Source organism: Nocardioides sp. (assembly GCF_016462705.1).
Classification (GTDB): Bacteria; Actinomycetota; Actinomycetes; order Propionibacteriales; family Nocardioidaceae; genus Nocardioides.
Map to the genome: position 1 here is coordinate 1 of NZ_JAEMSS010000066.1, position 21,557 is coordinate 21,557.

Annotated in this window: 22 protein-coding genes and 2 pseudogenes; 19 read left to right on the forward strand and 5 right to left on the reverse strand. The window is 72.8% G+C overall.

Going from position 1 to position 21,557, the window contains the following annotated elements; all coding sequences use genetic code 11:
• The 6 genes and pseudogenes from JHD21_RS10295 to JHD21_RS10320 form a co-directional block, all read left to right on the forward strand.
• Nucleotides 1-414: pseudogene (locus JHD21_RS10295) on the forward strand (hypothetical protein); the annotation flags it as partial.
• Nucleotides 411-1,205, forward strand: coding sequence for an S-methyl-5'-thioadenosine phosphorylase (locus JHD21_RS10300; protein ID WP_292674376.1), 795 nt, complete (start codon nt 411-413; stop codon nt 1,203-1,205). The pseudogene JHD21_RS10295 and the gene JHD21_RS10300, both read left to right, overlap by 4 nt.
• Nucleotides 1,202-2,245, forward strand: coding sequence for an NAD-dependent epimerase/dehydratase family protein (locus JHD21_RS10305; protein WP_292674379.1), 1,044 nt, complete (start codon nt 1,202-1,204; stop codon nt 2,243-2,245). Before JHD21_RS10300 ends, JHD21_RS10305 begins: the two co-directional genes overlap by 4 nt.
• Nucleotides 2,246-2,260: 15 nt before the next feature.
• On the forward strand, nt 2,261-3,346 hold the full coding sequence (mraY, locus tag JHD21_RS10310; RefSeq protein WP_292674382.1) for a phospho-N-acetylmuramoyl-pentapeptide-transferase: 1,086 nt from the start codon (nt 2,261-2,263) through the stop codon (nt 3,344-3,346).
• An 87-nt stretch (nt 3,347-3,433) separates the two neighbouring features.
• Entirely contained in the window at nt 3,434-5,545 is a 2,112-nt protein-coding gene (locus JHD21_RS10315; protein WP_292674385.1) for a glycosyltransferase, read from the forward strand.
• 13 nt (nt 5,546-5,558) lie between these two features.
• On the forward strand, nt 5,559-6,845 hold the full coding sequence (locus JHD21_RS10320; protein WP_292674388.1) for a nucleotide disphospho-sugar-binding domain-containing protein: 1,287 nt from the start codon (nt 5,559-5,561) through the stop codon (nt 6,843-6,845).
• A gap of 23 nt (nt 6,846-6,868) precedes the next feature.
• On the opposite strand, the gene JHD21_RS10325 is transcribed toward JHD21_RS10320, so the two are convergent.
• A complete protein-coding gene (locus JHD21_RS10325; protein WP_292674391.1) occupies nt 6,869-8,206 on the reverse strand; it encodes a hypothetical protein in 1,338 nt (445 codons plus the stop codon).
• Nucleotides 8,207-8,318: 112 nt separating this feature from the next.
• On the opposite strand from JHD21_RS10325, the gene JHD21_RS10330 reads away from it, so the two are divergent.
• The 12 genes from JHD21_RS10330 (at nt 8,319) to JHD21_RS10385 (ending at nt 17,353) form a co-directional block, all read left to right on the forward strand.
• Complete coding sequence (locus JHD21_RS10330; RefSeq protein WP_292674394.1) at nt 8,319-8,978, forward strand: glycosyltransferase family 2 protein; 660 nt, start codon at nt 8,319-8,321, stop codon at nt 8,976-8,978.
• Nucleotides 8,975-9,625, forward strand: coding sequence for a TIGR04282 family arsenosugar biosynthesis glycosyltransferase (locus tag JHD21_RS10335; RefSeq protein ID WP_292674397.1), 651 nt, complete (start codon nt 8,975-8,977; stop codon nt 9,623-9,625). Before JHD21_RS10330 ends, JHD21_RS10335 begins: the two co-directional genes overlap by 4 nt.
• On the forward strand, nt 9,622-10,194 hold the full coding sequence (locus tag JHD21_RS10340; protein WP_292674399.1) for a methyltransferase domain-containing protein: 573 nt from the start codon (nt 9,622-9,624) through the stop codon (nt 10,192-10,194). The genes JHD21_RS10335 and JHD21_RS10340 overlap by 4 nt, the downstream gene beginning before the upstream one ends.
• Entirely contained in the window at nt 10,191-11,354 is a 1,164-nt protein-coding gene (locus JHD21_RS10345; RefSeq protein ID WP_292674403.1) for a molybdopterin-dependent oxidoreductase, read from the forward strand. Before JHD21_RS10340 ends, JHD21_RS10345 begins: the two co-directional genes overlap by 4 nt.
• A complete protein-coding gene (locus JHD21_RS10350; protein ID WP_292674406.1) occupies nt 11,354-11,788 on the forward strand; it encodes a hypothetical protein in 435 nt (144 codons plus the stop codon). Before JHD21_RS10345 ends, JHD21_RS10350 begins: the two co-directional genes overlap by 1 nt.
• A gap of 2 nt (nt 11,789-11,790) precedes the next feature.
• Nucleotides 11,791-12,480, forward strand: a complete 690-nt coding sequence (locus tag JHD21_RS10355) for a response regulator transcription factor (RefSeq protein ID WP_292674409.1) — start codon at nt 11,791-11,793, stop codon at nt 12,478-12,480.
• Nucleotides 12,470-13,606 carry a HAMP domain-containing sensor histidine kinase gene (locus JHD21_RS10360; RefSeq protein ID WP_292674412.1) on the forward strand — a complete coding sequence of 379 codons (1,137 nt, stop codon included), beginning with the start codon at nt 12,470-12,472 and terminating at the stop codon, nt 13,604-13,606. The genes JHD21_RS10355 and JHD21_RS10360 overlap by 11 nt, the downstream gene beginning before the upstream one ends.
• A gap of 175 nt (nt 13,607-13,781) precedes the next feature.
• On the forward strand, nt 13,782-14,828 hold the full coding sequence (gene recA, locus JHD21_RS10365) for a recombinase RecA (protein ID WP_292674415.1): 1,047 nt from the start codon (nt 13,782-13,784) through the stop codon (nt 14,826-14,828).
• On the forward strand, nt 14,818-15,336 hold the full coding sequence (locus tag JHD21_RS10370) for a regulatory protein RecX (protein WP_292674417.1): 519 nt from the start codon (nt 14,818-14,820) through the stop codon (nt 15,334-15,336). Before recA ends, JHD21_RS10370 begins: the two co-directional genes overlap by 11 nt.
• 7 nt (nt 15,337-15,343) lie before the next feature.
• Nucleotides 15,344-16,192 carry a PPK2 family polyphosphate kinase gene (locus tag JHD21_RS10375; RefSeq protein WP_292674420.1) on the forward strand — a complete coding sequence of 283 codons (849 nt, stop codon included), beginning with the start codon at nt 15,344-15,346 and terminating at the stop codon, nt 16,190-16,192.
• A 10-nt stretch (nt 16,193-16,202) separates the two neighbouring features.
• A complete protein-coding gene (locus JHD21_RS10380) occupies nt 16,203-16,967 on the forward strand; it encodes a HipA family kinase (RefSeq protein WP_292674423.1) in 765 nt (254 codons plus the stop codon).
• Complete coding sequence (locus JHD21_RS10385) at nt 16,964-17,353, forward strand: DUF3037 domain-containing protein (protein ID WP_292674427.1); 390 nt, start codon at nt 16,964-16,966, stop codon at nt 17,351-17,353. The genes JHD21_RS10380 and JHD21_RS10385 overlap by 4 nt, the downstream gene beginning before the upstream one ends.
• Nucleotides 17,354-17,399: 46 nt before the next feature.
• On the opposite strand, the gene JHD21_RS10390 is transcribed toward JHD21_RS10385, so the two are convergent.
• The 4 genes from JHD21_RS10390 to JHD21_RS10405 form a co-directional block, all read right to left on the reverse strand.
• Nucleotides 17,400-18,143, reverse strand: coding sequence for a sirohydrochlorin chelatase (locus JHD21_RS10390; RefSeq protein WP_292674429.1), 744 nt, complete (start codon nt 18,141-18,143; stop codon nt 17,400-17,402).
• Nucleotides 18,144-18,210: 67 nt separating this feature from the next.
• The gene (locus JHD21_RS10395) at nt 18,211-18,954 is read right to left on the reverse strand and encodes a phosphoadenylyl-sulfate reductase (protein ID WP_292674452.1); all 744 of its coding nucleotides are present in this window, start codon (nt 18,952-18,954) and stop codon (nt 18,211-18,213) included.
• Complete coding sequence (locus tag JHD21_RS10400; protein WP_292674455.1) at nt 18,951-19,121, reverse strand: hypothetical protein; 171 nt, start codon at nt 19,119-19,121, stop codon at nt 18,951-18,953. Before JHD21_RS10400 ends, JHD21_RS10395 begins: the two co-directional genes overlap by 4 nt.
• Complete coding sequence (locus JHD21_RS10405) at nt 19,118-20,839, reverse strand: nitrite/sulfite reductase (RefSeq protein ID WP_292674458.1); 1,722 nt, start codon at nt 20,837-20,839, stop codon at nt 19,118-19,120. The genes JHD21_RS10400 and JHD21_RS10405 overlap by 4 nt, the downstream gene beginning before the upstream one ends.
• Before the next feature lie 374 nt (nt 20,840-21,213).
• On the opposite strand from JHD21_RS10405, the pseudogene JHD21_RS10410 reads away from it, so the two are divergent.
• Nucleotides 21,214-21,557: pseudogene (locus JHD21_RS10410) on the forward strand (glycine hydroxymethyltransferase); the annotation flags it as partial.

Below are 21,557 nucleotides of genomic sequence, written 5' to 3' on the forward strand. Positions count from 1 at the left end.
CTGGCCGTCGAGATGGTGATCCAGGCCGTCAGCGTGCTCGGGGGTGGCGGGGTGATCCTGCTGGTGTCCCTCGTCCTGTGCGCGGGCTCCCCCGAGGGCAGCTCGGCGCTGATCTTCGCGGGCCTGTTCCTGCTCGGCCTCGGCTGGTCGTGCACGACCGTGGCGGCGTCGACGCTGATCGCCGACCACGCACCGCTCGAGGCGCGGACGGACGTGCAGGGCAGCGCCGACCTCGTCATGGGCCTGACCGCGGCGGCCGCAGGAGGTCTTGCGGGCGTGGTGACCGGTGCCTTCGGCTACCCGACGCTGGCGGCCGGCACCGTCGCGCTGGCGCTGCTGGTGATCCTCGCCGCGGCGCGGGCCAGCCGGGTTGCGGGCTCGCCCGAGGACCGGCTGGCACAGTTGCCCTCGTGACAGCGGCGGACATCGGGGTCATCGGCGGGACCGGCTTCTACTCGTTCATCGAGGGCGCCGAGGAGCACGCCGTCACGACGCCCTACGGCGACCCGTCGGCGCCGGTCGCGGTCGGCACCGTCGCCGGGCGCCGGGTCGCCTTCCTCCCCCGTCACGGCGCCCACCACGACTTCCCGCCGCACGCCATCAACTACCGCGCCAACCTCTGGGCGCTCCGCTCGCTCGGCGTCCGGCAGGTGCTCGCGCCGTGCGCGGTCGGCGGCCTGCGGCCCGAGGTGGCGCCCGGCGACGTGGTCGTGCCGGACCAGCTCGTGGACCGCACGTACCGGCGGGTGTCGTCCTACGTCGAGAAGGGCGCGGTGCACCTGCCGTTCGCGGACCCCTACTGCCCGCGCATCCCCGGCGCCGTCCTCTCCGCCGACGACACGGTGACGGCGGGCGGGACGATGGTGGTGGTCGAGGGCCCGCGGTTCTCCACCCGGGCCGAGTCCCGGTCGTACGCCGACGCGGGCTGGACGCTCATCAACATGACCGCGATGCCGGAGGCGTCCCTCGCCCGCGAGCTGCGGATGTGCTACTCCTCGATCGCGCTGGTGACCGACATGGACGCCGGGGCCGAGGGCGGCGACGGCGTCGGCCAGGAGGAGGTCTTCGCGCTCTTCAGGCGCAACCTCGAGCGGCTCACCGGCCTGCTCACCGACACCATCGTCGCGCTGCCCGACCCCGAGGGGTGCACCTGCTCGAGCTGGGCGGACCCGATCGACCTGACCTACGAGATCCCCGGCGCGTGAAGGTCCTCCTGACCGGTTCCGCCGGGTTCATCGGCAGCGCCATCGGGCGGCTGCTGGACGACGAGGAGCACGAGGTCGTCCGGGTCGACCTGATGCTCGACAAGGCGCACGGAGCCGCCACGGCTCCCGAGGGCACCCACCAGCTCGACGTCCGCGAGGCCGGCAGCTGGTCCCACCTGCTCGACGGGGTGGACGTCGTCTGCCACCAGGCCGCGGTGGTCGGCGCGGGCGTCACCGTGGCCGACCTGCCGGCGTACGCCTCGCACAACGACCTGGGCACCGCGGTGCTGCTGGCCGGGATGCGCGAGGCCGGCGTCCACCGGCTGGTGCTCGCGTCGTCGATGGTGGTCTACGGCGAGGGTCGCTACGCCTGCACCGAGCACGGTGACCAGGTGCCCGGTCCCCGGAGCACCGCGGCGCTGGACGCAGGGGACTTCGAGAACCACTGCCCGCTCTGCGGCACCGCGCTGACCTGGACGCTGGTCGACGAGGACGCGCGGCTGGACCCGCGCAGCTCCTACGCGGCGAGCAAGCTGGCGCAGGAGCACTACACCTCCTCCTGGGTCCGGCAGGCGGGCGCCGCCGCCGTCGCGCTGAGGTACCACAACGTCTACGGGCCCGGGATGCCCCGGGACACGCCCTACTCCGGGGTCGCGGCGATGTTCCGGTCCTCGCTCGAGCGCGGTGAGCCGCCACAGGTGTTCGAGGACGGCGGGCAGGTGCGCGACTTCGTCCACGTCGACGACGTGGCCCGCGCCAACCTGGCTGCCCTCCGTGCGGTGGTCGAGGCGGATGCCGGCTCCTTCGACGCCTACAACGTCGCCTCGGGGCATCCCGTCGGGATCCTCGACGTCGCCCGCCTCGTGGCGGCGGGGACCGGCAGCGACCTGGCGCCCGAGGTGACCGGCGGCTACCGGCTCGGCGACGTCCGGCACGTGGTGGCCTCGCCGGCACGGGCCGCGGCCGAGCTCGGTTTCACCGCCGAGGTCCTCCCCGAGGTCGGCCTGCCCGAGTTCGCCACGGCTCCGCTGCGGGACTAGGCGGAAGGGACCTGCATGCGGGCGATCCTGCTTAGCGGTGGCCTGGCGGCGATCTGCTCCCTGCTCGGGACCCGACTGGCGATCGGCTGGTTCACGCGTCACGGCCTCGGCCAGCCGATCCGCGATGACGGGCCTACCACTCACCACATCAAACGAGGCACGCCGACCATGGGCGGGCTGGTGATCCTGGTGAGCGCCACGGCGGCCTACCTCGCCGCGACGACGGTGACCGGGGGCCGGCCCAGCGCCAGCGTCCTGCTCCTGCTCCTGCTCTTCCTCGGCTGCGGGGCCGTCGGGTTCCTCGACGACTTCATCAAGGTCTACACACAGAACAACCAAGGGCTGACCAGCCGCGCCAAGATGGCCGGCCAGACGGTGGTCGCCCTGGTGTTCGGGATCCTCGCGACGCAGCTCTTCGCCGACGAGCGGGGGGTCAGGCCCGCGTCCCAGTACCTCTCCACCACCCACGACTGGGGGATCAAGCTGCCCCTGGTCGTGGTCCTGCTCGTGATCTGGTTCATCGTGACCGCGACCTCCAACGGCGCCAACTTCGCGGACGGGGCGGACGGCCTGCTGGCCGGCACCTCCGCCATGGTCTTCGGCGCGTACACGGTGGTGAACTACTGGCAGAACAACCACCGCTGCGGGTCGCCCGAGCCGACGGTGCTGGAGTCCCAGTGCTACCAGGTGCGGGACCCCCTCGACCTGGCGGTGTTCGCTGCAGCCATCGCGACGGCCTGCATCGGCTTCCTCTGGTGGAACGCCAAGCCGGCCCGGATCATCATGGGGGACGTCGGGTCGCTCGCCATCGGCGGCGCCCTGGCCGGCCTGGCGATCATGTCCAGGACCGAGCTCCTCCTGGTCGTCATCGCGGGGCTGTTCGTGCTCGAGGCGATGTCGGTGTTCCTGCAGATGAGCTACTTCAAGGTCACCAGGAAGATCACGGGCACGGGGCGGCGGATCTTCCGGATCGCCCCGATCCACCATCACTTCGAGCACCTCGGATGGGACGAGGTCACCGTCGTCATCCGCTTCTGGATCATCGCCGGTCTGTGCGTGGTGGCCGGCCTCGGGATCTTCTACGCCGACTGGCTGAGCTGACCCGGCGAGCCCGACCAGCAGGACCGGTGGTCCAGATCACCCCGGTCCTTCGTCATCCGATCAGGTGGCCGGCACCGAACGAGCACCATGGCGCTCTCTCTTCGACGCACCCTGGACGAGGTCAAGCAGGCACCGTTCGTGGTGGACGTGCTGCGCAGCGGGGAGCGCCTCGCGGCCGCCGCCGCCCGCGAGGGCGGACCGGAGTCGGTGCGGCTGCTCGCAGCGGTGGTCCACGACCGTGACGAGCTGACCGCGGTGGCGGCGGTGCATGCGCTCGCCCGGGTGTTCGACGACGGGGCCGACGTCGTCCTGACCGAGCTGCTGTCGCACCCCCGGCCGTTCCTGCGCGAGCACGCGAGCTGGGCGCTCGAGGCCCGCCTGCCACGCCTCGACGCCATCGGACACCTGGTCGACGTCGTCGTCGGTGGGGACTTCTCCGGCGTCCTCGCCCAGCGCACGCTCGCCCGGTGGGCCGCCTCGGCGCCGCGCCAGGTCGCGCGGGCCATCGGTGACGAGCTCGCCGCGGCCGCTGACCCGGCGGTCCGCAGCCGGCTGGTCGAGACGCTCGGCCTGGTGCCCGGCGCGATCGCCGACCGCACGCTGCTCCGGCTCGCCGTCGAAAACGGCGAGCACCCGACGGTGCGGCTGACCGCCGTCGCCGCCCTCGGTGACCGTCCGGCCGCCGCCGCGGCGGCGGTGATCCGTGAGCTCAGCACGGTCGACGACGACCTGGGGAGCGCTGCCCGGCTGGCCGCGATCGACCTCGGCCTCGACGCCGTCGAGCCTCCCTGGGCCGCTTCCTCCGGTCTGACGGTCGCCCAGCTCTTCCTGCACGCCGACATCGACCGCGACCTCAGCCGGGCGGGCGCCGGTGACAACGGCGGCGTCGCCACGCTGCTGGTCCGGTTGGGTGACGCGCTGGCGACCGGGGAGCGCGTCGGCCGGGTCCTGACCATCTCCCGCGGCACCGCCGGAGCGGCCCTGGACGCGCTGGCTCCGGCGGACGGGCACCTGCTGACCCCGGTGCCCCTCCTGGCCGACGCCGCGTCCGCCGCACAGGCCTGGCCGTCACGGGTCGCGGCGCAGCGCGGGATCCGCCGCGTGCTCCGGACGCACCGCGCGGACGTGCTGCACCTGCGGATGGCGGAGGTCGGCAGCCTGGCCGCTGCCGAGGTCGCCCGCGAGCTGGGCATCCCGGTGGTCTTCACGCTGGCGCCCGACCCGCACGCCGTGATCCATGCGCTGGACATGACCGGCGGCCTGCACCGGGGCAACTTCGGCACCGCGGACGAACGAGAGCACTACTGGTTCCGGGCCCGCCTCGTGCAGCGACTGGCCGACGACGCGTCCCACCTCGTGCTCTTCCCCCGCCCCGAGCTGCAGCACGACATGCGCGAGCTGCTCGGCCTCGACGTGGCCGGACAGCCCCACCGGTTCACGGTGGTCCCGGAGGGCATCGACCTGGGGGTCAGCGCGGCGGCCGCCGCCGAGCTCGAGCGGCCCGGCACGCCCGGTCCGGCACTGGCCGAGCTGGACGCGCTCGTCGCCTCGCTTCCCGAGCACCGCAGGAGGCTGCCGCTGGTGGTGAGCGTGGGGCGGCTGCACCGGGTCAAGGGGATGGCGACCCTGGTCGAGGCGTGGGCCGGGGACGCCGAGCTGGTCGAGCGCGCCAACCTGCTGATCGTCGGCGGCGACCTGGCCGATCCGTCCCCGGACGAGCAGGAGCAGCTCGACCGGATCGCCGAGGTCCTGAGCCGGTTCCCCGCGGCCGAGGCGGGTCTGCTGATGCCCGGTCATCGGCCCAACGACGTGGTGGCCGTCTGGCTGGCGGCCGCGCGGGCCGGCAGGGCGGGCGGTATCGGCCCCGACGGGGTGTACGTGTGCAGCAGCCTCAAGGAGGAGTTCGGCCTGGCGTTGCTGGAGGCGCTGGCGTCCGGGCTGGTGGTGGTGGGCCCGGCGGCCGGGGGACCGGCCACCTACATCGACGACGGGGTGACGGGCGTGCTCGTGGACACCCGCCGACCGGACGAGGTGGCCCGCGCGATGCGGGCCGCGTTCGCCCTGGCCGCCGCGCCGGGCCAGGCCGCGCGGATCGGCCGGGCCGTGGCGCGGATCAGCGCCGACTTCACCGTGCAGGCCATGGCCGTCCGGTTGAGCGCGATCTATGCCGGTGCCGCCCGGACGGCTGGCCGCTCGTGACCCGGTGGCCCGCATGACCCTGCTGGTGGTCAGCCCGGACTACGCGTCGCACCTGCTGCCGCTGGCGACCCTCGCGACGGCGTGGCAGGACGCGGGGGAGCCGGTGGTCGTGGCGACCGGTCCGGCGACCGCCGACATCGTCGCCGGGTTCGGGTTCGACCGCGTGGACCTGGTGCTGGGACGGGGTTCGAACCCCGGTGTCATCCGGGCCGAGCAGCAACCGCCCGGCGAGGACGTCGCGCTGCGTGGCTTCTTCGACGCCACCCGGCACGGCATGGTGGCGACGCTGCGCTACCAGGCCGAGGCCCGCCGCAACGATCTCCTGTGGGAACCGGTGGACCGGGCCCGGGCCGTCCTGGACGTCGTCGACCGAGTGCGGCCCGACCAGGTGATCGTCGACCACCTGGCGTTCAGCGCTCGTCTCGCCCTCGACGCGGCGGGGGTCCCGTACGCCGATGTCGTCCTCGGCCATCCGTCCGCGCTGCCGGTCGGCGACGAGATCTACGGCTACCCGCCCGCATGGCCGGCCGCGGTCCACGCGCGCCAGACGGAGCTGGCCGCGCTGCACCGCCTGTGCCGCGATGTCCGGGACGCCTTCACCGCGGAGTGGAACGCCGCCCTGCGCGTCCTGGGACCCGGCGCCACACCGTCGGCGGACGCGTTCGCCGAGCACGGTGACCTGCTGCTGCTGAACTACCCGGCGGCTCTGCACGACCCGGCCCGGACGGCGTTGCTACCACCGCACGCGTTCCTCGGCTCGGCCGTGCGCGCCGAACCCGCGGGCGACGACGTCGGGGACTGGCTGGAGGCCGACGACCGGCCGGTGGTCTACGTCAGCTTCGGCAGCTTCCTCTCGGCCCGCGGGGACGTGCTCTCCACGGTGCTCGACGCGCTGCGCCCCCTCGGTCTTCGGGTCGCGGTGGCGACCGGTTCCGCCACGGGGCTGCCGGACCTCCCGCCGGACTGGTTGGTGCGCCCCTACCTCCCGCAGGTCGCCGTCCTGCACCGGACGGCCGTGCTGGTCACCCACGGTGGCAACAACAGCGTGACGGAGGCGCTCACCGCGGGCGTACCGATGGTGGTCCTGCCGTTCTCCACCGATCAGTTCGCGGGCGCGGCGGCGATCGAGGCCGCTGGGCTGGGGACGGCGCTCGACCCCAACCTGGTCACCTCCGCGGACCTGGGTGCCGCTGTGCGCGCCGTTCTCGACGGCCCTGCCCCGGACCTGGCCCGCACGATCGGTGAGGGGCTACGCCGGGCACCGGGCCGCGACGTGGCGCGTGCGGCGCTGGTCGGCTGACGTCCGCACCGGTGGGTCGGTCGTCACCACGCGGTGTAGAACAGGTGCTGCACCACCAGCGCCGACAGCACCTGCAGCCCGAGCCCCCACCGCCGCCAGTGGTCGGGCAGCATCGCGCAGCACAGGGTCAGCCACGGGATGAACGGCAGCCAGATCCGTTCGACCTCGGCCTTGCTCATGCCCGACGCATCGGCGAGGGCGACCATCAGGACCGCCGCGCCGACGAGCAGCAGCCCGACCCGGTCGGCCGAGCGGCGCAGCGAGGCCAGCCCGGCCCCGAGCGCCGGGCCGGCGGACACCGCGAGCGCGGCGAGGTTGCCCCACCACCAGTACGTGATCGGGCGGTCGGCGGCGATGCCGTCGAAGTAGCGCTCCCGCAGCACGGGGTAGGCGTCCCACCACGCGAATCCCAGCGCCGCGAACGCCAGGACCACGGCGAGGGCGGCAGGGACGGCGACGAGGAGCGGGCGCCAGGACCGCGCCGCGACCAGGACCGCGACCGCCAGCACCCCCATCAGCGGCATGCCGTAGGACATCAGCACGCTGACGCCGAGGAGCAGCCCCGAGAGCACGGCCCAGGCGACCGAGCTGCGCCGCCGGGCAGCGGTGGCGGCCAGGGCCAGCGCCGCGACCCCCCAGGCGGTCACCGCCGTGATGACCGCATCGGCCGACACGGCCTGGAACACCGCGGCCGGGGTCAGGACGAGGAAGGGCGCGGCCCGCCGGGCCAGGTCCTCCGCTCCGAGCGCACGGAGGGTCACCAGCACGGCAGCGGCGATCGTGGCGGCCAGGAGGACCACCACCACGCCGGCCGCGAGATCCCCACCCAATCCGATCCGCACGAGGGCTACGAAGAAGAGGAGAAGGGCAGGAGGGTGCCCGGCCACATGGGTGGGCCAGTTGTCCTCGGCGGCATAGGGGATCCGGTCGACGTAGCTGTCGAGCAGGAGGGACACGTCGTCCACCGACCGCGCGGTCTCGAGGTACTCGTACGGGTTGCCGAGGACCCGGGAGATCCCCGACGTCCCGTCGACGAGAGCGAGAGACAGCAGCCAGGCCAGGCTCACGGCGTACGACGCCAGCACGAGTCGTGGCCAGGGGAGACGAGCCGACAGGTCGGCGGCGTACCGCCAGCCCAGCAGGGCGACCACCACCGCCGGGATCGTGCCCGGTCCGAACAGCGTGGGCTGCCAGAGCCCGTGCAAGGGGGGTACCTCACGTGACGAGGCGTTGCGGGGAGCCCGGGCGAACACCTCCCAGTCCAGCCAGTGCGGAAGACCGAACGCCAGGCAGAGGAGCACGGAGGTGACGAGCAGCCCGGCCCACGCGGCCCGGTTCCGGCGACCGACCGTCGTCTCCATGCCCGCGACCCTAGGCCGCGGCTCCCCGGGCTGGTCCCGACCTGCCGAGCGTCACGACTTCGTAAGGAGCAACACCGTCCCCATGACTGCCGAGCCACCTACCGTCGAGGACATGACCTCCGGCTGCGTCCTGGTGCTCCCGTGCCGGGACGAGGAGGCCGCACTCACCGGCCTGCTGCCGCGCATCCCCGCGGGCTTCTCGGTGGTGGTCGTGGACAACGGCTCCGCCGACGGGACCGCCGACGTGGCACGTGACCTGGGTGCGACAGTGGTCCACGAGCCCGTGCCGGGGTACGGCGCGGCGGTCCACGCCGGACTGGTCGCGGCGACCGGCGAGTACGTCGCGTTCATGGACGGCGACGGTTCGTTCGACCCGGTCGACCTGCTCCCCCTGCTCGACGACGTGCGGGCGGGACGGGCCGACCTGGCCGTCGGCCGCCGGCGCCCGGTGCGCCGCGGGGTCTGGCCCTGGCACGCCCGGCTCGGCAACAACCTGGTCGTGTGGTGGCTCCGGCGCCGGATCGGGATGGCGGCCCACGACATCGCGCCCATCCGGGTGTGCCGTCGAGACGCGCTCCTCGGCCTGGACGTCCAGGACCGCCGGTTCGGCTACCCGGTCGAGCTCCTGCAGAAGGCGACCGACGCCGGCTGGCGGGTCGTCGAGCGGGACGTGGCCTACCACCCGCGCGCGGCCGGCACGCGCTCCAAGGTCTCCGGCTCCGTGAAGGGCACGGCCCGCGCGGCCCACGACTTCTGGGGCGTCCTCCGATGACCCGCGCCCTCGTCGTCGCCAAGGCCCCGGTGCCCGGGCGGGTCAAGACCCGGCTCGGCGCCGAGGTCGGCATGGACGCCGCCGCGGAGCTGGCCGCGGCGGCGCTGCTGGACACCCTCGGCGCCTGTCGCGCCGCGTTCGGCGCCGAGGACTGCCTCCTCGCCCTGGACGGTGACCTCGCGGACGCTCTGCGCTCCGAGGAGCTCACCGCAGCCCTGGAGGGCTGGCGGGTCTACGCACAGCGCGGTGCGGGCCTCGGCCAGCGGCTCGCCAACGCGCACGCCGACGTGCCGGCCGGGGCGCCGGTCCTGCAGGTCGGCATGGACACCCCCCAGCTCGACCCGGACGGGCTGCACGCCGCCGCGGCCGTTCTCGACGATGCCGACGCCGTGCTCGGGCCGGCCGACGACGGCGGCTGGTGGCTGCTCGGCCTGCGCGAGCCGGCGGCGGGTCAGGTGCTGCGCGACGTCCCGATGTCCACCCCGACGACGTACGAGCTGACCCGCAAGGCCCTCGAGGACCGCGGCCTGCGCGTGGCGTCCACGTCGACGATGCGCGACGTGGACACCGTGGCCGACGCGAACGCGGTCGCCGCCGGCCGCCGGGACACCGAGTTCGCCCGCACGTGGACCGAGGTCAGCCGATGAGTGCCGAGCCGATCGAGATGGCGCTCAGCCTCGACGACTGGACGCACCCCGCCGACGCCGAGGACAGGGCGATGCTCGAGCTCTGCGACGGTCCCACCCTGGACGTCGGCTGCGGTCCCGGCCGGCTGACCGAGGAGCTGAGCCTGCGCGGTCACGTCGTGCTCGGGATCGACGTCACCCACGAGGCGGTGGGCCACGCCGTACGCCGCGGGGGAGCGGCGATCCGCCGCGACGTGTTCGCGCCGCTGCCCGGCGAGGGGCGGTGGCTCACCGCGCTCCTCGCCGACGGCAACGTCGGCATCGGCGGCGACCCGGTGGCGCTCCTGCGCCGGCTCCGTCAGGTGCTGGACCCGCGTGGCCGGGTCGTGGTGGAGCTGGCGGGCCCCGGCACCGAGCCGCGTACGGGCGTCGCGACGCTGAGCGACGGGGGAGCGGTCGCGCACACGTTCCCGTGGTGCGTGGTCGGCGTGGACGACATCCACGGACTCGCCGTCGAGGCCGGCCTGGAGGCGACCGAGGTGCACCGGTTCGGAGACCGCTGGTGCGCGGTCGTGGAGGCGGTCGCATGAGGCTGAGGATCCCGGCGCCGCCGACCGAGGCCGGCTTCACGTCCCGGCTGCGCAGCGCGACGGTGGCGGCCCGGGTCGGGCTCTGGCTGGGCATCTGCTTCGGGATCTGCTTCCTCACCGGGCTCATCAGCCACTACGCCCAGAACCCGGACCAGCCCATCCCGTTCCCCACCAGCCCGTCCTGGGGCTACCGGGTCACCCAGGGACTCCACGTCATCACCGGTACCGCCTCCGTGCCGCTGCTGCTGGTCAAGCTGTGGAGCGTCTTCCCGCGGCTCTTCATCCGGCCGCCGAAGGGTCTGCGCGCACTGGCCGTCGAGGGCCTCGAGCGTGCCTCCATCGGCGTCCTGGTCGCGGCGGCGGTCTTCCAGCTCGCCAGCGGCCTGGCCAACTCGGCCCAGTGGTACCCGTGGAGCTTCTCGTTCCGCACGACGCACTACTCCATGGCCTGGGTGGCGATCGGGGCTCTGGTGGTGCACATCGCCGTGAAGCTCCCGATCATCCGCGGCACGCTGACCCGCGACGTCGACGACACGACGTACGACCGGGAGTCGGCGACCCGGGGGAGCGCGATGTCGCGGCGCGGCCTGCTCCGCAGCACCTGGGCGGCGAGCGGGGTCGCCGTCCTCGTCACGGCCGGAAGCACCGTGCCGTGGCTGCGCGAGGTGTCGGTGCTCGGCGTCCGCTCGGGTGACGGACCCGGCGGCATCCCGATCAACAAGTCGGCCCGGGCGGCGGGGGTCACCGCGTCCGCCGTCGACCCGGCGTACGTCCTCACCGTCGTCAACGGCGACCGGGCCGTCCAGCTGGCCCGGGCCGACCTGCTCGCGCTCACCCAGCGCACCGAGACCCTGCCGATCGCCTGCGTCGAGGGCTGGAGCGCCAGTGGCGCCTGGACGGGCGTGCGGATCCGCGACCTGCTCGACCTGGTGGGTGCCGACCGGGGCAGCGACGTCGAGATCGGCTCGCTGCAGGAGCGCGGCGCCTTCAGCCGCAGCACCCTCCAGGGCAACTTCGCCGACGACGACCGGACGCTGCTCGCCCTGGAGCTCGACGGGGAGACGCTGTCCATCGACCACGGCTACCCGGCCCGGGTCATCGCGCCCAACCGGCCCGGCGTGCTCCAGACGAAGTGGGTCGACCGGATCGAGGTGCTCTGATGCGGCTCCGGGTACTGCTGGCAGCCCTCGGTGCGCTCGCCGGGGCGTACGGCGCCTTCCTGCTGCTCAGCCGGCAGGACGGCGACCAGCTGGTGAACGCCGCGACCTGGCTCGCGGCGGGGGTGGTGCTGCACGACTTCGTGCTGGCCCCGGTGGTCCTGGGACTGGTCGCGCTCGGCGCCCGGGTCGCGCCGGTCGCGGCGCGGGTGCCGCTGGCGGGGGCGCTGGTCGTCCTCGGGTCGGTGACCCTGCTCGCCATCCCGGTGCTCGGCCGCTCCGGGGCGCGGCCGGACAACCCGACGCTGCTCGACCGCGACTACACCGTGGGCTGGCTGGCGCTGGCCGGCGTCGTCCTCCTCGGCGCTGTCGTGGCGGGGCTCGTACGCTCACGTCGGCAGCAGGGTCGGGTGCAGGGTCAGCAGCAGGGGAGGTGACCGTGGCGAGAGTGCTCGTGGTCGACGACGACGCGACGGTCAGGGAGGTCGTCGTGTCCTACCTGCGCGCCAACGCGCACGAGGTGGTCGAGGCCGAGGACGGCGAGACGGCGCTGGCTCGCCATCGCGAGCAGCCGCACGACCTGGTCGTCCTCGACCTGATGCTGCCCGGCATCGACGGGATCCAGGTGTGCCGGCAGCTGCGCCAGGACGGTGACGTGCCCGTCATCATGCTGACCGCGCTGGGGGAGGAGACCGACCGGGTCGTGGGGCTCGAGGTCGGCGCCGACGACTACGTCACCAAGCCGTTCAGTCCCCGCGAGCTGGCCCTGCGGGTGGACTCGGTGCTCCGCCGGGTGACCTCGCCGGCGGCACCGCGCCGGCTCGTCGACGGGGACCTCCTCGTCGACGAGGCGCGGCACGAGGCCTCGCGGGCCGGCCAGGTCCTGGCGCTGACCGCTCGCGAGTTCGACCTGCTCCGGTTCCTGATGGCGCACCCGGGCACGGCGTACTCCCGTGAGGAGCTGCTCGAGAAGGTGTGGGGCTGGTCCTTCGGGGACCAGACGACGGTGACCGTGCACGTCCGGCGGCTGCGGGAGAAGATCGAGGTCGACCCCGCCCGTCCGGTCCGGCTCCAGACCGTCTGGGGCGTCGGCTACCGCTGGGAGGCTGCGACCGCCGATGACGAGTGACCAGGTGCAGATCCTGCTGGTGGCCGTCGCGTGTGCGGCCGGCGTCGGCGTGGTGGGCCTGCTCGTCGCCTGGGTGATCCGCCGCTCCTCGATCCTGTGGCAGCTCGCCCTCGTCGTCGCGGTGGCCATCGGCTCCGTGCTGCTCGGCGTCGTCGCCGTCTCCCGGCTCATGTTCCTCTCCGACCACGACCGCGACGTGGTGAGCCTGGTGATGGCCGCCTCCGGCACCGTGGCGCTGCTCGTCGCGCTCACCGTCGGCGCCGCCATCGGCCGGTGGTCGGAGGCGCTGCGCCGCGATGCGCGCCGGCTCGACGCGCACGGCTCGTACGTCGGGGGGCACCGCGGTCCCAGTGAGCTCCAGGCGCTCTCGGAGGAGCTGGCCCGCACCAGCGAGCGGCTCGAGGAGTCCCGGCTCCGGGAGGCGAGGCTCGAGGCCTCCCGCCGCGAGCTGGTCTCCTGGGTGTCCCACGACCTGCGCACCCCGCTGGCCGGGATGCGGGCGATGACCGAGGCGCTCGAGGACGGCCTGGCCGAGGACCCGCAGCGCTACCACCGGCAGATCCGGGCCGAGGTCGACCGGATGGTCCAGATGGTCGACGACCTCTTCGAGCTCTCCCGGATCCACTCCGGCGTCCTCACCATGACGCCCGAGCCGGTGGCGCTGCACGACGTGGTGAGCGAGGCGATCGCGGGCGCGGACCCGGTCGCCCGGGCCAGGTCCGTGCGGCTCGGCGGCCGGGTCGAGGACGGGGTCGAGGTGGTCGCCGACGCGGTGGGGCTCTCCCGGGTGATGACCAACCTGCTGATGAACGCGATCCGGCACACGCCCGCGGACGGCACCGTCGAGATCGAGGCGCGCGCGGTCGCCGACGGCGTCGAGCTCAGCGTGACCGACCAGTGCGGCGGGATCTCGGAGGAGGACATGCACCGGGTCTTCGACGTGGCGTGGCGAGGTGCCGCGGCGCGGACCCCGGACGAGCGGACCGGCGCAGGCGCCGGGCTCGGGCTCGCCATCGTCAAGGGGATCGTCGAGGCCCACCGGGGCGTCGTCCGGGTCGAGAACGTGTCGCCCGAGGGTGCGCCCGGCGCCGCCGGGTGCCGGTTCCTGGTCACCCTCCCGGCCTGAGGTCATCGGTCCGGCGTGTCGCGTCCGGCCCTCGAACATCTGTTCGGTACGGTCCTGTCCACAGGTGTGACGCAGGAGGTGTCCTCCACAGCCGGCCGTGAGCTCGTGCCCGGTGTCGGTGGCCCTCCCTAGCGTCGAAGGAACACCGACCCGACCCGATCAGGAAGGCACCACCATGGCTGCAGCAGACCGCGAGAAGGCCCTCGACGCCGCCCTCGCCAACATCGAGAAGTCCTTCGGCAAGGGGTCGGTGATGCGCCTCGGTGACGAGGTGCGTGCCCCGCTCGAGGTGATCCCCACCGGGTCGATCGCGCTCGACGTCGCCCTCGGCATCGGCGGACTGCCCCGCGGCCGGGTGGTGGAGATCTACGGTCCCGAGTCGAGCGGCAAGACCACCGTGGCACTGCACGCGGTCGCGAACGCCCAGAAGGCCGGCGGCATCGTCGCCTTCATCGACGCCGAGCACGCGCTCGACCCCGACTACGCCAAGGCACTCGGCGTCGACACCGACGCCCTGCTGGTCTCCCAGCCCGACTCGGGCGAGCAGGCGCTCGAGATCATGGACATGCTGATCCGCTCGGGCGCCCTCGACCTGGTCGTCATCGACTCCGTGGCGGCCCTGGTGCCCCGCGCCGAGATCGAGGGCGAGATGGGCGACAGCCACGTCGGTCTCCAGGCCCGGCTGATGAGCCAGGCGCTGCGCAAGATCACCGGCGCGCTCAACAACTCCGGCACGACCGCGATCTTCATCAACCAGCTGCGGGAGAAGATCGGCGTCATGTTCGGGAGCCCGGAGACCACCACCGGTGGCAAGGCGCTGAAGTTCTACTCCTCGGTCCGGCTCGACGTGCGGCGCATCGAGACCCTCAAGGACGGCACCGACATGGTCGGCAACCGGACCCGGGTCAAGGTCGTCAAGAACAAGGTCGCCTCGCCGTTCAAGCAGGCCGAGTTCGACATCATGTACGGCAAGGGCATCAGCCGTGAGGGCGGCCTGATCGACGTGGGCGTCGACGCGGGCCTGGTCCGCAAGGCGGGGGCTTGGTACACCTACGAGGGCGACCAGCTCGGTCAGGGCAAGGAGAACTCCCGGCAGTTCCTCAAGGACAACCCCGACCTCGCCGACGAGCTCGAGAAGAAGATCCTGGAGAAGCTCGGGGTCGGCCCCACCGTGGACGCGGAGGCTGCTCCGGTCGAGCCGGTCGGCGTCGATGCCTTCTGACCAGGAATGGGAGCCCGACCCGGAGTCGGTCGCGCGCAAGATCCTGCTCGACCAGCTGACCGGGCGGGCCCGCAGCCGCCAGGAGCTCAGCGACAAGCTGGCGAGCCGCAACGTGCCCGCGGAGATCGCGACCAAGGTGCTGGACCGGTTCACCGACGTCGGGCTGGTCGACGACGGTGCGTTCGCGCGCACGTGGGTGACCCAGCGCCAGCAGGGCAAGGGCCTGTCCCGGCGGGTGCTGGCCCAGGAGCTGCGCCGCAAGGGTGTCGACGACGAGGTCGCCAAGGAGGCGCTCGACGAGATCGACCCGGCCGACGAGGCGTCGGCCGCCCACGAGCTGGTCCGCAAGAAGATGCGCTCGATGCGGGGCGTCGACGACCAGGTCGCCACCCGGCGCCTGGTCGGCATGTTGGCGCGCAAGGGTTACCCGCCCGGGCTGTCGTTCAGCGTGGTCCGCGAGGAGCTTCAGCGGGCCGGGCGTGAAGGGGTCGATGTCGACGCCTCATGATGGGGTCATGACGCTCGCGGCTCTCCGCCTTCCTCCGGGACCGGTCGACCTCTCAGCCCTGGACACCGGCGCGACACCGGGCTTCACCGGCGCCAAGGAGGACGGCAAGGCCGCTCTCGCGGCGCTGGGCGACGACCTCGCCGACCTGCAGGAGCGTCTGTACGCCGAGGCCACGGCCGACGTCGGCCACGGCCGCGCCGTGCTGCTCGTGCTCCAGGGCATGGACACCTCGGGCAAGGGCGGCGTGCTGCGGCACACCGTGGGGCTGGTCGACCCCCAGGGCGTGGCGATCACCTCGTTCAAGGCCCCTACCGAGGAGGAGCTCGAGCACGACTTCCTGTGGCGGGTCCGCAAGGCGCTCCCCACCAAGGGCCGGATCGGGGTCTTCGACCGCAGCCACTACGAGGACGTGCTCATCGCCCGGGTGCGCTCGTTGGCCCCGGAGGAGGAGATCGAGCGCCGCTACGACGCCATCAACGCCTTCGAGGCGGAGGTCGTCGGCGCCGGCATCACGATGATCAAGTGCATGCTGCACATCTCCGCCGCCACCCAGAAGGAGCGGCTGCTCGCCCGGTTGGACGACCCGACCAAGCACTGGAAGTTCAACCCCGGGGACATCGACGAGCGGGGCCGGTGGGCTGACTACCGTCGCGCCTACGAGATCGCCCTCGAGCGCACCAACACCGAGGTCGCCCCCTGGTACGTCGTCCCGAGCGACCGCAAGTGGTTCCGCAACCTCGCGGTCGGGCAGCTCCTCCACGAGGTCATGTCCCAGATGGCACCGATCTGGCCGGCCGCCGACTTCGACGTCGCCGAGCAACGGCGGCGGCTCGAGAACGAGCTCCCGGTCGCGTGAGCCGCAGCCAGTGATCCCGACCGTCGGCGTGACCCGCTACGTCACGCCCCTGCGCGAGGGCGGCAGCCTGCCCGGTCTCGTGGAGGCGGACGACCTCGGCACCTACGTGTGCAAGTTCCGGGGAGCCGGCCAAGGGGTCCGGGTCCTGGTGGCCGAGGTGGTCGTCGGCGGGCTCGCCGAACGGCTCGGCCTCGACACGCCCCGGATGGTGGCCCTCGACCTCGACCCGGAGATCGCCCGCTACGAGGCGGACGAGGAGGTCCAGGACCTGCTCAACGCCAGCCCGGGCCTCAACCTCGGGACCGACTTCCTGCCCGGGTCCTTCGGCTACGACGGAGACCCGCCGGAGGGCGCCGACCCGGCGCGGGTCCTGTGGCTGGACGCCTTCACCGCCAACGTCGACCGCACCTGGCGCAACCCCAACCTGCTGATCTGGCACGGCGACCTGTGGGTGATCGACCACGGAGCCTGCCTCTACTTCCACCACGGCTGGTCGGGCGGGATCGGCGACCCGCAGCGGTTCGCCCAGCAGTCCTGGTCACCCGACGACCACGTCTTCCTCGCGTACTCCCGCGAGCTCGGGCGCGTCGACGACGAGGCGCGTGCTCTGCTCGGCCCCGACGTGTTCACCGAGGTCCTCGCCGAGGTCCCCGACGCCTGGCTCGAGCCGGTGCCCGGCGCCGACTCGCCCGACGCCGTGCGGGCGGCGTACGTCGGGTTCCTGACCGCGCGTCTCGAGTCAGCCCACTGGCTGCCGAGGGCGGTGGCCTCGTGACCGCACCGGACAAGCTCTCCTACGAGTACGTCGTCCTGCGCTGCGTGCCTCGGGTCGACCGCGAGGAGTTCCTCAACGTCGGCGTGGTCCTGCACTGCCAGGCCGCCGGCTTCCTGCGCGCGGCCTGGCACGTCGACCGCGACCGGCTGCGCGCCCTGGATGCCCGCATCGACCTCGACCAGGTGTGCGAGGCGCTGGAGTTCGTCGAGGGCGTGTGCGCCGGTGACGAACGCGCCGGAGCGGCCGCCGGTGCTCCTGTCAGCCAGCGCTTCGGGTTCCTCAAGGCCCCTCGCAGCACCGTGCTCCAGCCGGGGCCCGTGCACGGCGGCGTCACCGCCGACCCGGGCCGCCAGCTGGAGCGACTGCTGGAACAGCTCGTCGGCTAGAGGGGACCGCTGGCCGGGGAGCGCGGTGGCCGCGCCGAGCTCGACCTCAGACCGGCACGAGCTCCACGGCGCCGACCGCGTAGCGGGCCAGGATCGTCCGGGCCAGCTCCGGGTGCGCGCCGAGCGGCTCGGACACCGCCACGGCGCCCGCCTCGAGCGCCAGCTCCTTGGCCCGGTCCGGTAGGAACCCGGGCGCCAGGAACAGCGACGCGACCGCGATGTGCCGCCGGCCCTCGGCGCGGAACGCTCTCACGGCCTCGCCGGTGGCGGGCGGGCTGCTCGACGCGAAGGCCGCGGTCACCGGCAGCTTGTGGTGCGAGCCCCAGAGCCGGGCCAGCCTGGCGACCGCCTGGTTGGCGAGCGGGTCGCTGGACCCCGCGGCGGCGAGCACGAGGGCGTCGAGCTCGCGGGCCCGGGCCTCGCTCAGGGCCTCACGCATCCGGATGTCGAGCACCTCGAGGAAGCAGGGCTCGAGCCCGAGGATGGCGGTCGCCCGGATCTGCACGCCCGGGTGCTTGGCCGTCATCTCCGCGATGGCGCTCGGCACGTCGACGGTGGCGTGGTAGGCCTCGGTGAGGAGCAGCGGCACGACGACGATCTCGTCGTGCCCCTTCTTGACCAGACGGTCCACGACCGTCTCGAAGGACGGCTTGGACAGCTCGAGGAACGCCGCCTCGACCCGCAGGTCGGGACGCATCGTGCGGACCTCGGCGACCAGCGCCTTGATCGTCGCGGCGGAGCGCGGGTCGCGGCTTCCGTGGGCCAGTGCCACCAGGGCGGGAGCGGTCATCGGGCGACCACCTTTCGTGTGCTGCGGGTGCTGCTCGGTGCGGACGAGCACGGGTTGGGCGTTGCGGTCATGAGTGGATGCCGCACTCGGTCTTGCTGGTGCCGGCCCACCGGCCGCTCCGGGCGTCCTCCCCGGGTGCGACCCGGCGCGTGCACGGCGCGCAGCCGATGGACGGGTAGCCGTCGTAGACCAGCGGGTTGACCAGGACTCCGTTGTCCGCGATGTAGCGCTCCACCTGCTCGTCGGTCCAGCGAGCCAGGGGAGAGACCTTGACCTTGCCCTTCTTGGCGTCCCAGCCGATGACCGGTGCGATGACCCGGTTGTGGGTCTCGGCGCGACGCAGCCCGGTCGCCCAGGCGTCGTACCCGGCGAGGGTGTCGGCGAGCGGCTTGACCTTGCGCAGCGCGCAGCACAGGTCAGGGTCGGTCTTGTAGAGGTCCTTGCCGTGCTCCGCGTCCTGCTCGGCCACGGACTGGACCGGGGTGATCGTGATCAGGTTGACGTCGAGGGTGCCGGCAACCGCGTCGCGGGTGCCGATCGTCTCGACGAAGTGGTAGCCGGTGTCGAGGAAGACCACGTCGATGCCGGGGACCACCTTGGACGCCAGGTCCGCGAGCACGGCGTCACCCATCGACGAGGTCACGCAGAACCGCTCACCGAACGTCGCGGCGGCCCACTCGATGATGTCGCTGGCCGGGGCGAGCTCCAGCTCGGCGCCCCAGTGCGACACCAGCTCCCGCAGCTCCTCGGGGGTCCGGCCCTCGGTGGCGATGCCGCGCGACGCGCGGGCGGTGGCGGTGGTGGCGCTCATTCGGGGGCTCCCTGGGTGGTCGCGCTGGGCCGAACGAGGCCGAGCATCTTGAGGGAGAAGGCGCGCAGGCAGCCCCGGCATTCCCACGACCCGTGCGAGTCGTCGTGCGGCCACAGGTCCTGCTCGCCGCAGTAGGGGCAGTGCACCGGGAACCCGCGCTCGCTCATGTCGGGGTCCCCGCGAGGGACCGCTCGCCGCGCAGCAGCTCCTCGTCGGCTCGCGCCACCCAGGTCGCGAACGACTCGTCGGCGACGCGGTCGGCGAGGAAGTTCGACACGACCACGGTCACGTAGTCGTCCAGACCGTCACTCGTGACCTTGTGGGCGCGCAGCTTGCGGCCGAAGTTCGCCTGCAGACCGGTCGCCCCGCCCAGGTGGACCTGGTAGCCGTCGACCTGCTCGCCGTCGTGCATCACGAGCTGGCCCTTGAGTCCGATGTCGGCGACCTGGGTGCGGGCGCAGGCGTTGGGGCAGCCGTTGACGTTGACGGTGATCGGCACGTCGAGTGCCGGGAAGCGCTGCTCCAGCTCGGCGACGAGGTCGCGGGCGCGGCCCTTGGTCTCCACGATGGCGAGCTTGCAGAACTCGATGCCCGTGCACGCCATCGTGTTCTGGCGCCAGCTGGACGGCCGGGCCTGGAGGCCGAGCTCGTCGAGCTCGGTCACGACCTGCTCGGTCAGCTCCGGCTCGACACCGATGAGCACGATCTTCTGGTACGGCGTGAGCCGGGCGCCCGCGATGCCGTGTCGTTCCATGAGGTCGGCCAGGCCGGCCAGGATGGTGCCGGACACGCGGCCGGCGACCGGTGCGACGCCGACGTAGTTCTTGCCGTCCTTCTGCGGGTGGACCCCGACGTGGTCGCGGTGACCGACCGGTGACGGCGGTGACTCGCAGGAGACCAGCCGGCGTCCGAGGTACTCGTTCTCCAGCACCTCGCGGAACTTCTCGATGCCCCAGTCTGCGACGAGGAACTTCAGGCGGGCCCGTGAGCGCAGCCGGCGGTAGCCGTAGTCGCGGAAGATCGAGGCGACGCCCTCCCAGGCGTCGGCCACCTCGTCGGTGGGGATCCACACCCCCATCCGCTGGGCGAGCATCGGGTTGGTGGACAGACCGCCACCCACCCAGAGGTCGAAGCCCGGGCCGTGCTCGGGGTGCACCGTCCCGACGAAGGCCACGTCGTGGGTCTCCGGCGAGACGTCGTGGCTGGGGTGCCCGGTGAGGGCGGTCTTGAACTTGCGCGGCAGGTTGGAGAACGCCGGGTTGCCGATGTAGCGGCGCTTGATCTCCGCCAGCGCCTCGCTGCCGTCGATGATCTCGTCGACCGACACGCCGGCGACCGGGGAGCCGAGGAAGGGCCGCGGCGAGTCGCCGCAGGCCTCGATCGTGTCGAGACCCGCCGCCTCCAGCTTCTCCCAGATGGCGGGGACGTCCTCGACCCGGATCCAGTGGTACTGGATGTTCTCGCGGTCGGTGACGTCGGCGGTGTCCCGCGCGTAGTCGCGGCCGATCTCCCCGAGCGCCCGCACAGCGGCGGAGGAGAGCAGCGCGCCGTCGGAGCGCACCCGCATCATGAAGAACTCGTCGTCGAGCTCCTCCTCCTCGAGCGTCGCGGTCTTGCCGCCGTCGAAGCCCGGCGCGCGCTGGGTGTAGAGGCCCATCCACCTGAACCGGCCGCGCAGGTCGGCAGGGTCGATGGAGGCGAAGCCACGCTTGGAGTAGATGTGCAGGATCCGGTCCCGCACGTTGAGCGGGTCGTCGTCCTTCTTGGACTGCTCGTTCTTGTTGAGGGGCTCGGTGTAGCCGAGCGCCCACTGACCCTCACCGCGCTTGGGGCGCGGGATCTCGGTCTTCTCGGCACGCTTGGCGGAGAAACGCGGATCGGTCATGGGGAGAGGTGGTCCTTCGCTGGCTGGTCGCTGCCGAGCCGCCCGTACGTCGATGGACGGGTGCCGGCGCGAGCTCTGCTGACTCTGGGAGGGAGTGGTGGCTCAGCGATGGCGACACATGCTGCTGCGCGTGCGCATGAGGTCCACGTGGCGTCGTACCACGAGGTGCGCGTGCGTCGCAGCGGAGATCATGTCAAGCAGTCTCAGCCCTTGGACGGGCTGCCCACAAACGCGAATCTCAGTGGATGAGATCGGCGTCCATCATGTGGACGGTTCAGGTGGGCGGACGCCGCTGGACGTGAGGCGGGTCACGAGGTCGGCGAGCTAGCTGTCGGCCATGCCCCGACCCTAGAGCGGCCACTAGGGTGAACGACGTGGCCGACGTGAACTCCCAGATCAGCAGCGCCTACTCCGACATCCTCGAGGTGATCGCCTCGGTCGAGCCCCGGATCGCCGAGGCGACCCGGCAGGAGCTGACCGACCAGCGCGGCTCGCTCAAGCTGATCGCCAGCGAGAACTACGCGTCGCCGGCAGTCCTGCTCACGATGGGCACGTGGCTGTCGGACAAGTACGCCGAGGGAACGATCGGCCACCGCTTCTATGCCGGCTGCCAGAACGTCGACACCGTCGAGTCGGTGGCCGCCGAGCACGCGCGGGAGCTGTTCGGCGCGGAGTACGCCTACGTCCAGCCGCACTCGGGCATCGACGCCAACCTGGT

Excerpts from the sequence above, each read along its gene's own strand:
- JHD21_RS10400 (WP_292674455.1), bottom strand. The coding sequence starts at position 19,121 with ATGAGCGAGCGCGGGTTCCCGGTGCACTGCCCCTACTGCGGCGAGCAG.
- JHD21_RS10320 (WP_292674388.1), top strand. The coding sequence starts at position 5,559 with ATGACCCTGCTGGTGGTCAGCCCGGACTACGCGTCGCACCTGCTGCCG.
- JHD21_RS10325 (WP_292674391.1), bottom strand. The coding sequence starts at position 8,206 with ATGGAGACGACGGTCGGTCGCCGGAACCGGGCCGCGTGGGCCGGGCTG.
- JHD21_RS10330 (WP_292674394.1), top strand. The coding sequence starts at position 8,319 with ATGACCTCCGGCTGCGTCCTGGTGCTCCCGTGCCGGGACGAGGAGGCC.
- mraY (WP_292674382.1), top strand. The coding sequence starts at position 2,261 with ATGCGGGCGATCCTGCTTAGCGGTGGCCTGGCGGCGATCTGCTCCCTG.
- JHD21_RS10375 (WP_292674420.1), top strand. The coding sequence starts at position 15,344 with ATGACGCTCGCGGCTCTCCGCCTTCCTCCGGGACCGGTCGACCTCTCA.
- JHD21_RS10345 (WP_292674403.1), top strand. The coding sequence starts at position 10,191 with ATGAGGCTGAGGATCCCGGCGCCGCCGACCGAGGCCGGCTTCACGTCC.
- recA (WP_292674415.1), top strand. The coding sequence starts at position 13,782 with ATGGCTGCAGCAGACCGCGAGAAGGCCCTCGACGCCGCCCTCGCCAAC.
- JHD21_RS10340 (WP_292674399.1), top strand. The coding sequence starts at position 9,622 with ATGAGTGCCGAGCCGATCGAGATGGCGCTCAGCCTCGACGACTGGACG.
- JHD21_RS10315 (WP_292674385.1), top strand. The coding sequence starts at position 3,434 with ATGGCGCTCTCTCTTCGACGCACCCTGGACGAGGTCAAGCAGGCACCG.
- JHD21_RS10405 (WP_292674458.1), bottom strand. The coding sequence starts at position 20,839 with ATGACCGATCCGCGTTTCTCCGCCAAGCGTGCCGAGAAGACCGAGATC.
- JHD21_RS10335 (WP_292674397.1), top strand. The coding sequence starts at position 8,975 with ATGACCCGCGCCCTCGTCGTCGCCAAGGCCCCGGTGCCCGGGCGGGTC.
- JHD21_RS10395 (WP_292674452.1), bottom strand. The coding sequence starts at position 18,954 with ATGAGCGCCACCACCGCCACCGCCCGCGCGTCGCGCGGCATCGCCACC.
- JHD21_RS10350 (WP_292674406.1), top strand. The coding sequence starts at position 11,354 with ATGCGGCTCCGGGTACTGCTGGCAGCCCTCGGTGCGCTCGCCGGGGCG.
- JHD21_RS10390 (WP_292674429.1), bottom strand. The coding sequence starts at position 18,143 with ATGACCGCTCCCGCCCTGGTGGCACTGGCCCACGGAAGCCGCGACCCG.
- JHD21_RS10370 (WP_292674417.1), top strand. The coding sequence starts at position 14,818 with ATGCCTTCTGACCAGGAATGGGAGCCCGACCCGGAGTCGGTCGCGCGC.
- JHD21_RS10360 (WP_292674412.1), top strand. The coding sequence starts at position 12,470 with ATGACGAGTGACCAGGTGCAGATCCTGCTGGTGGCCGTCGCGTGTGCG.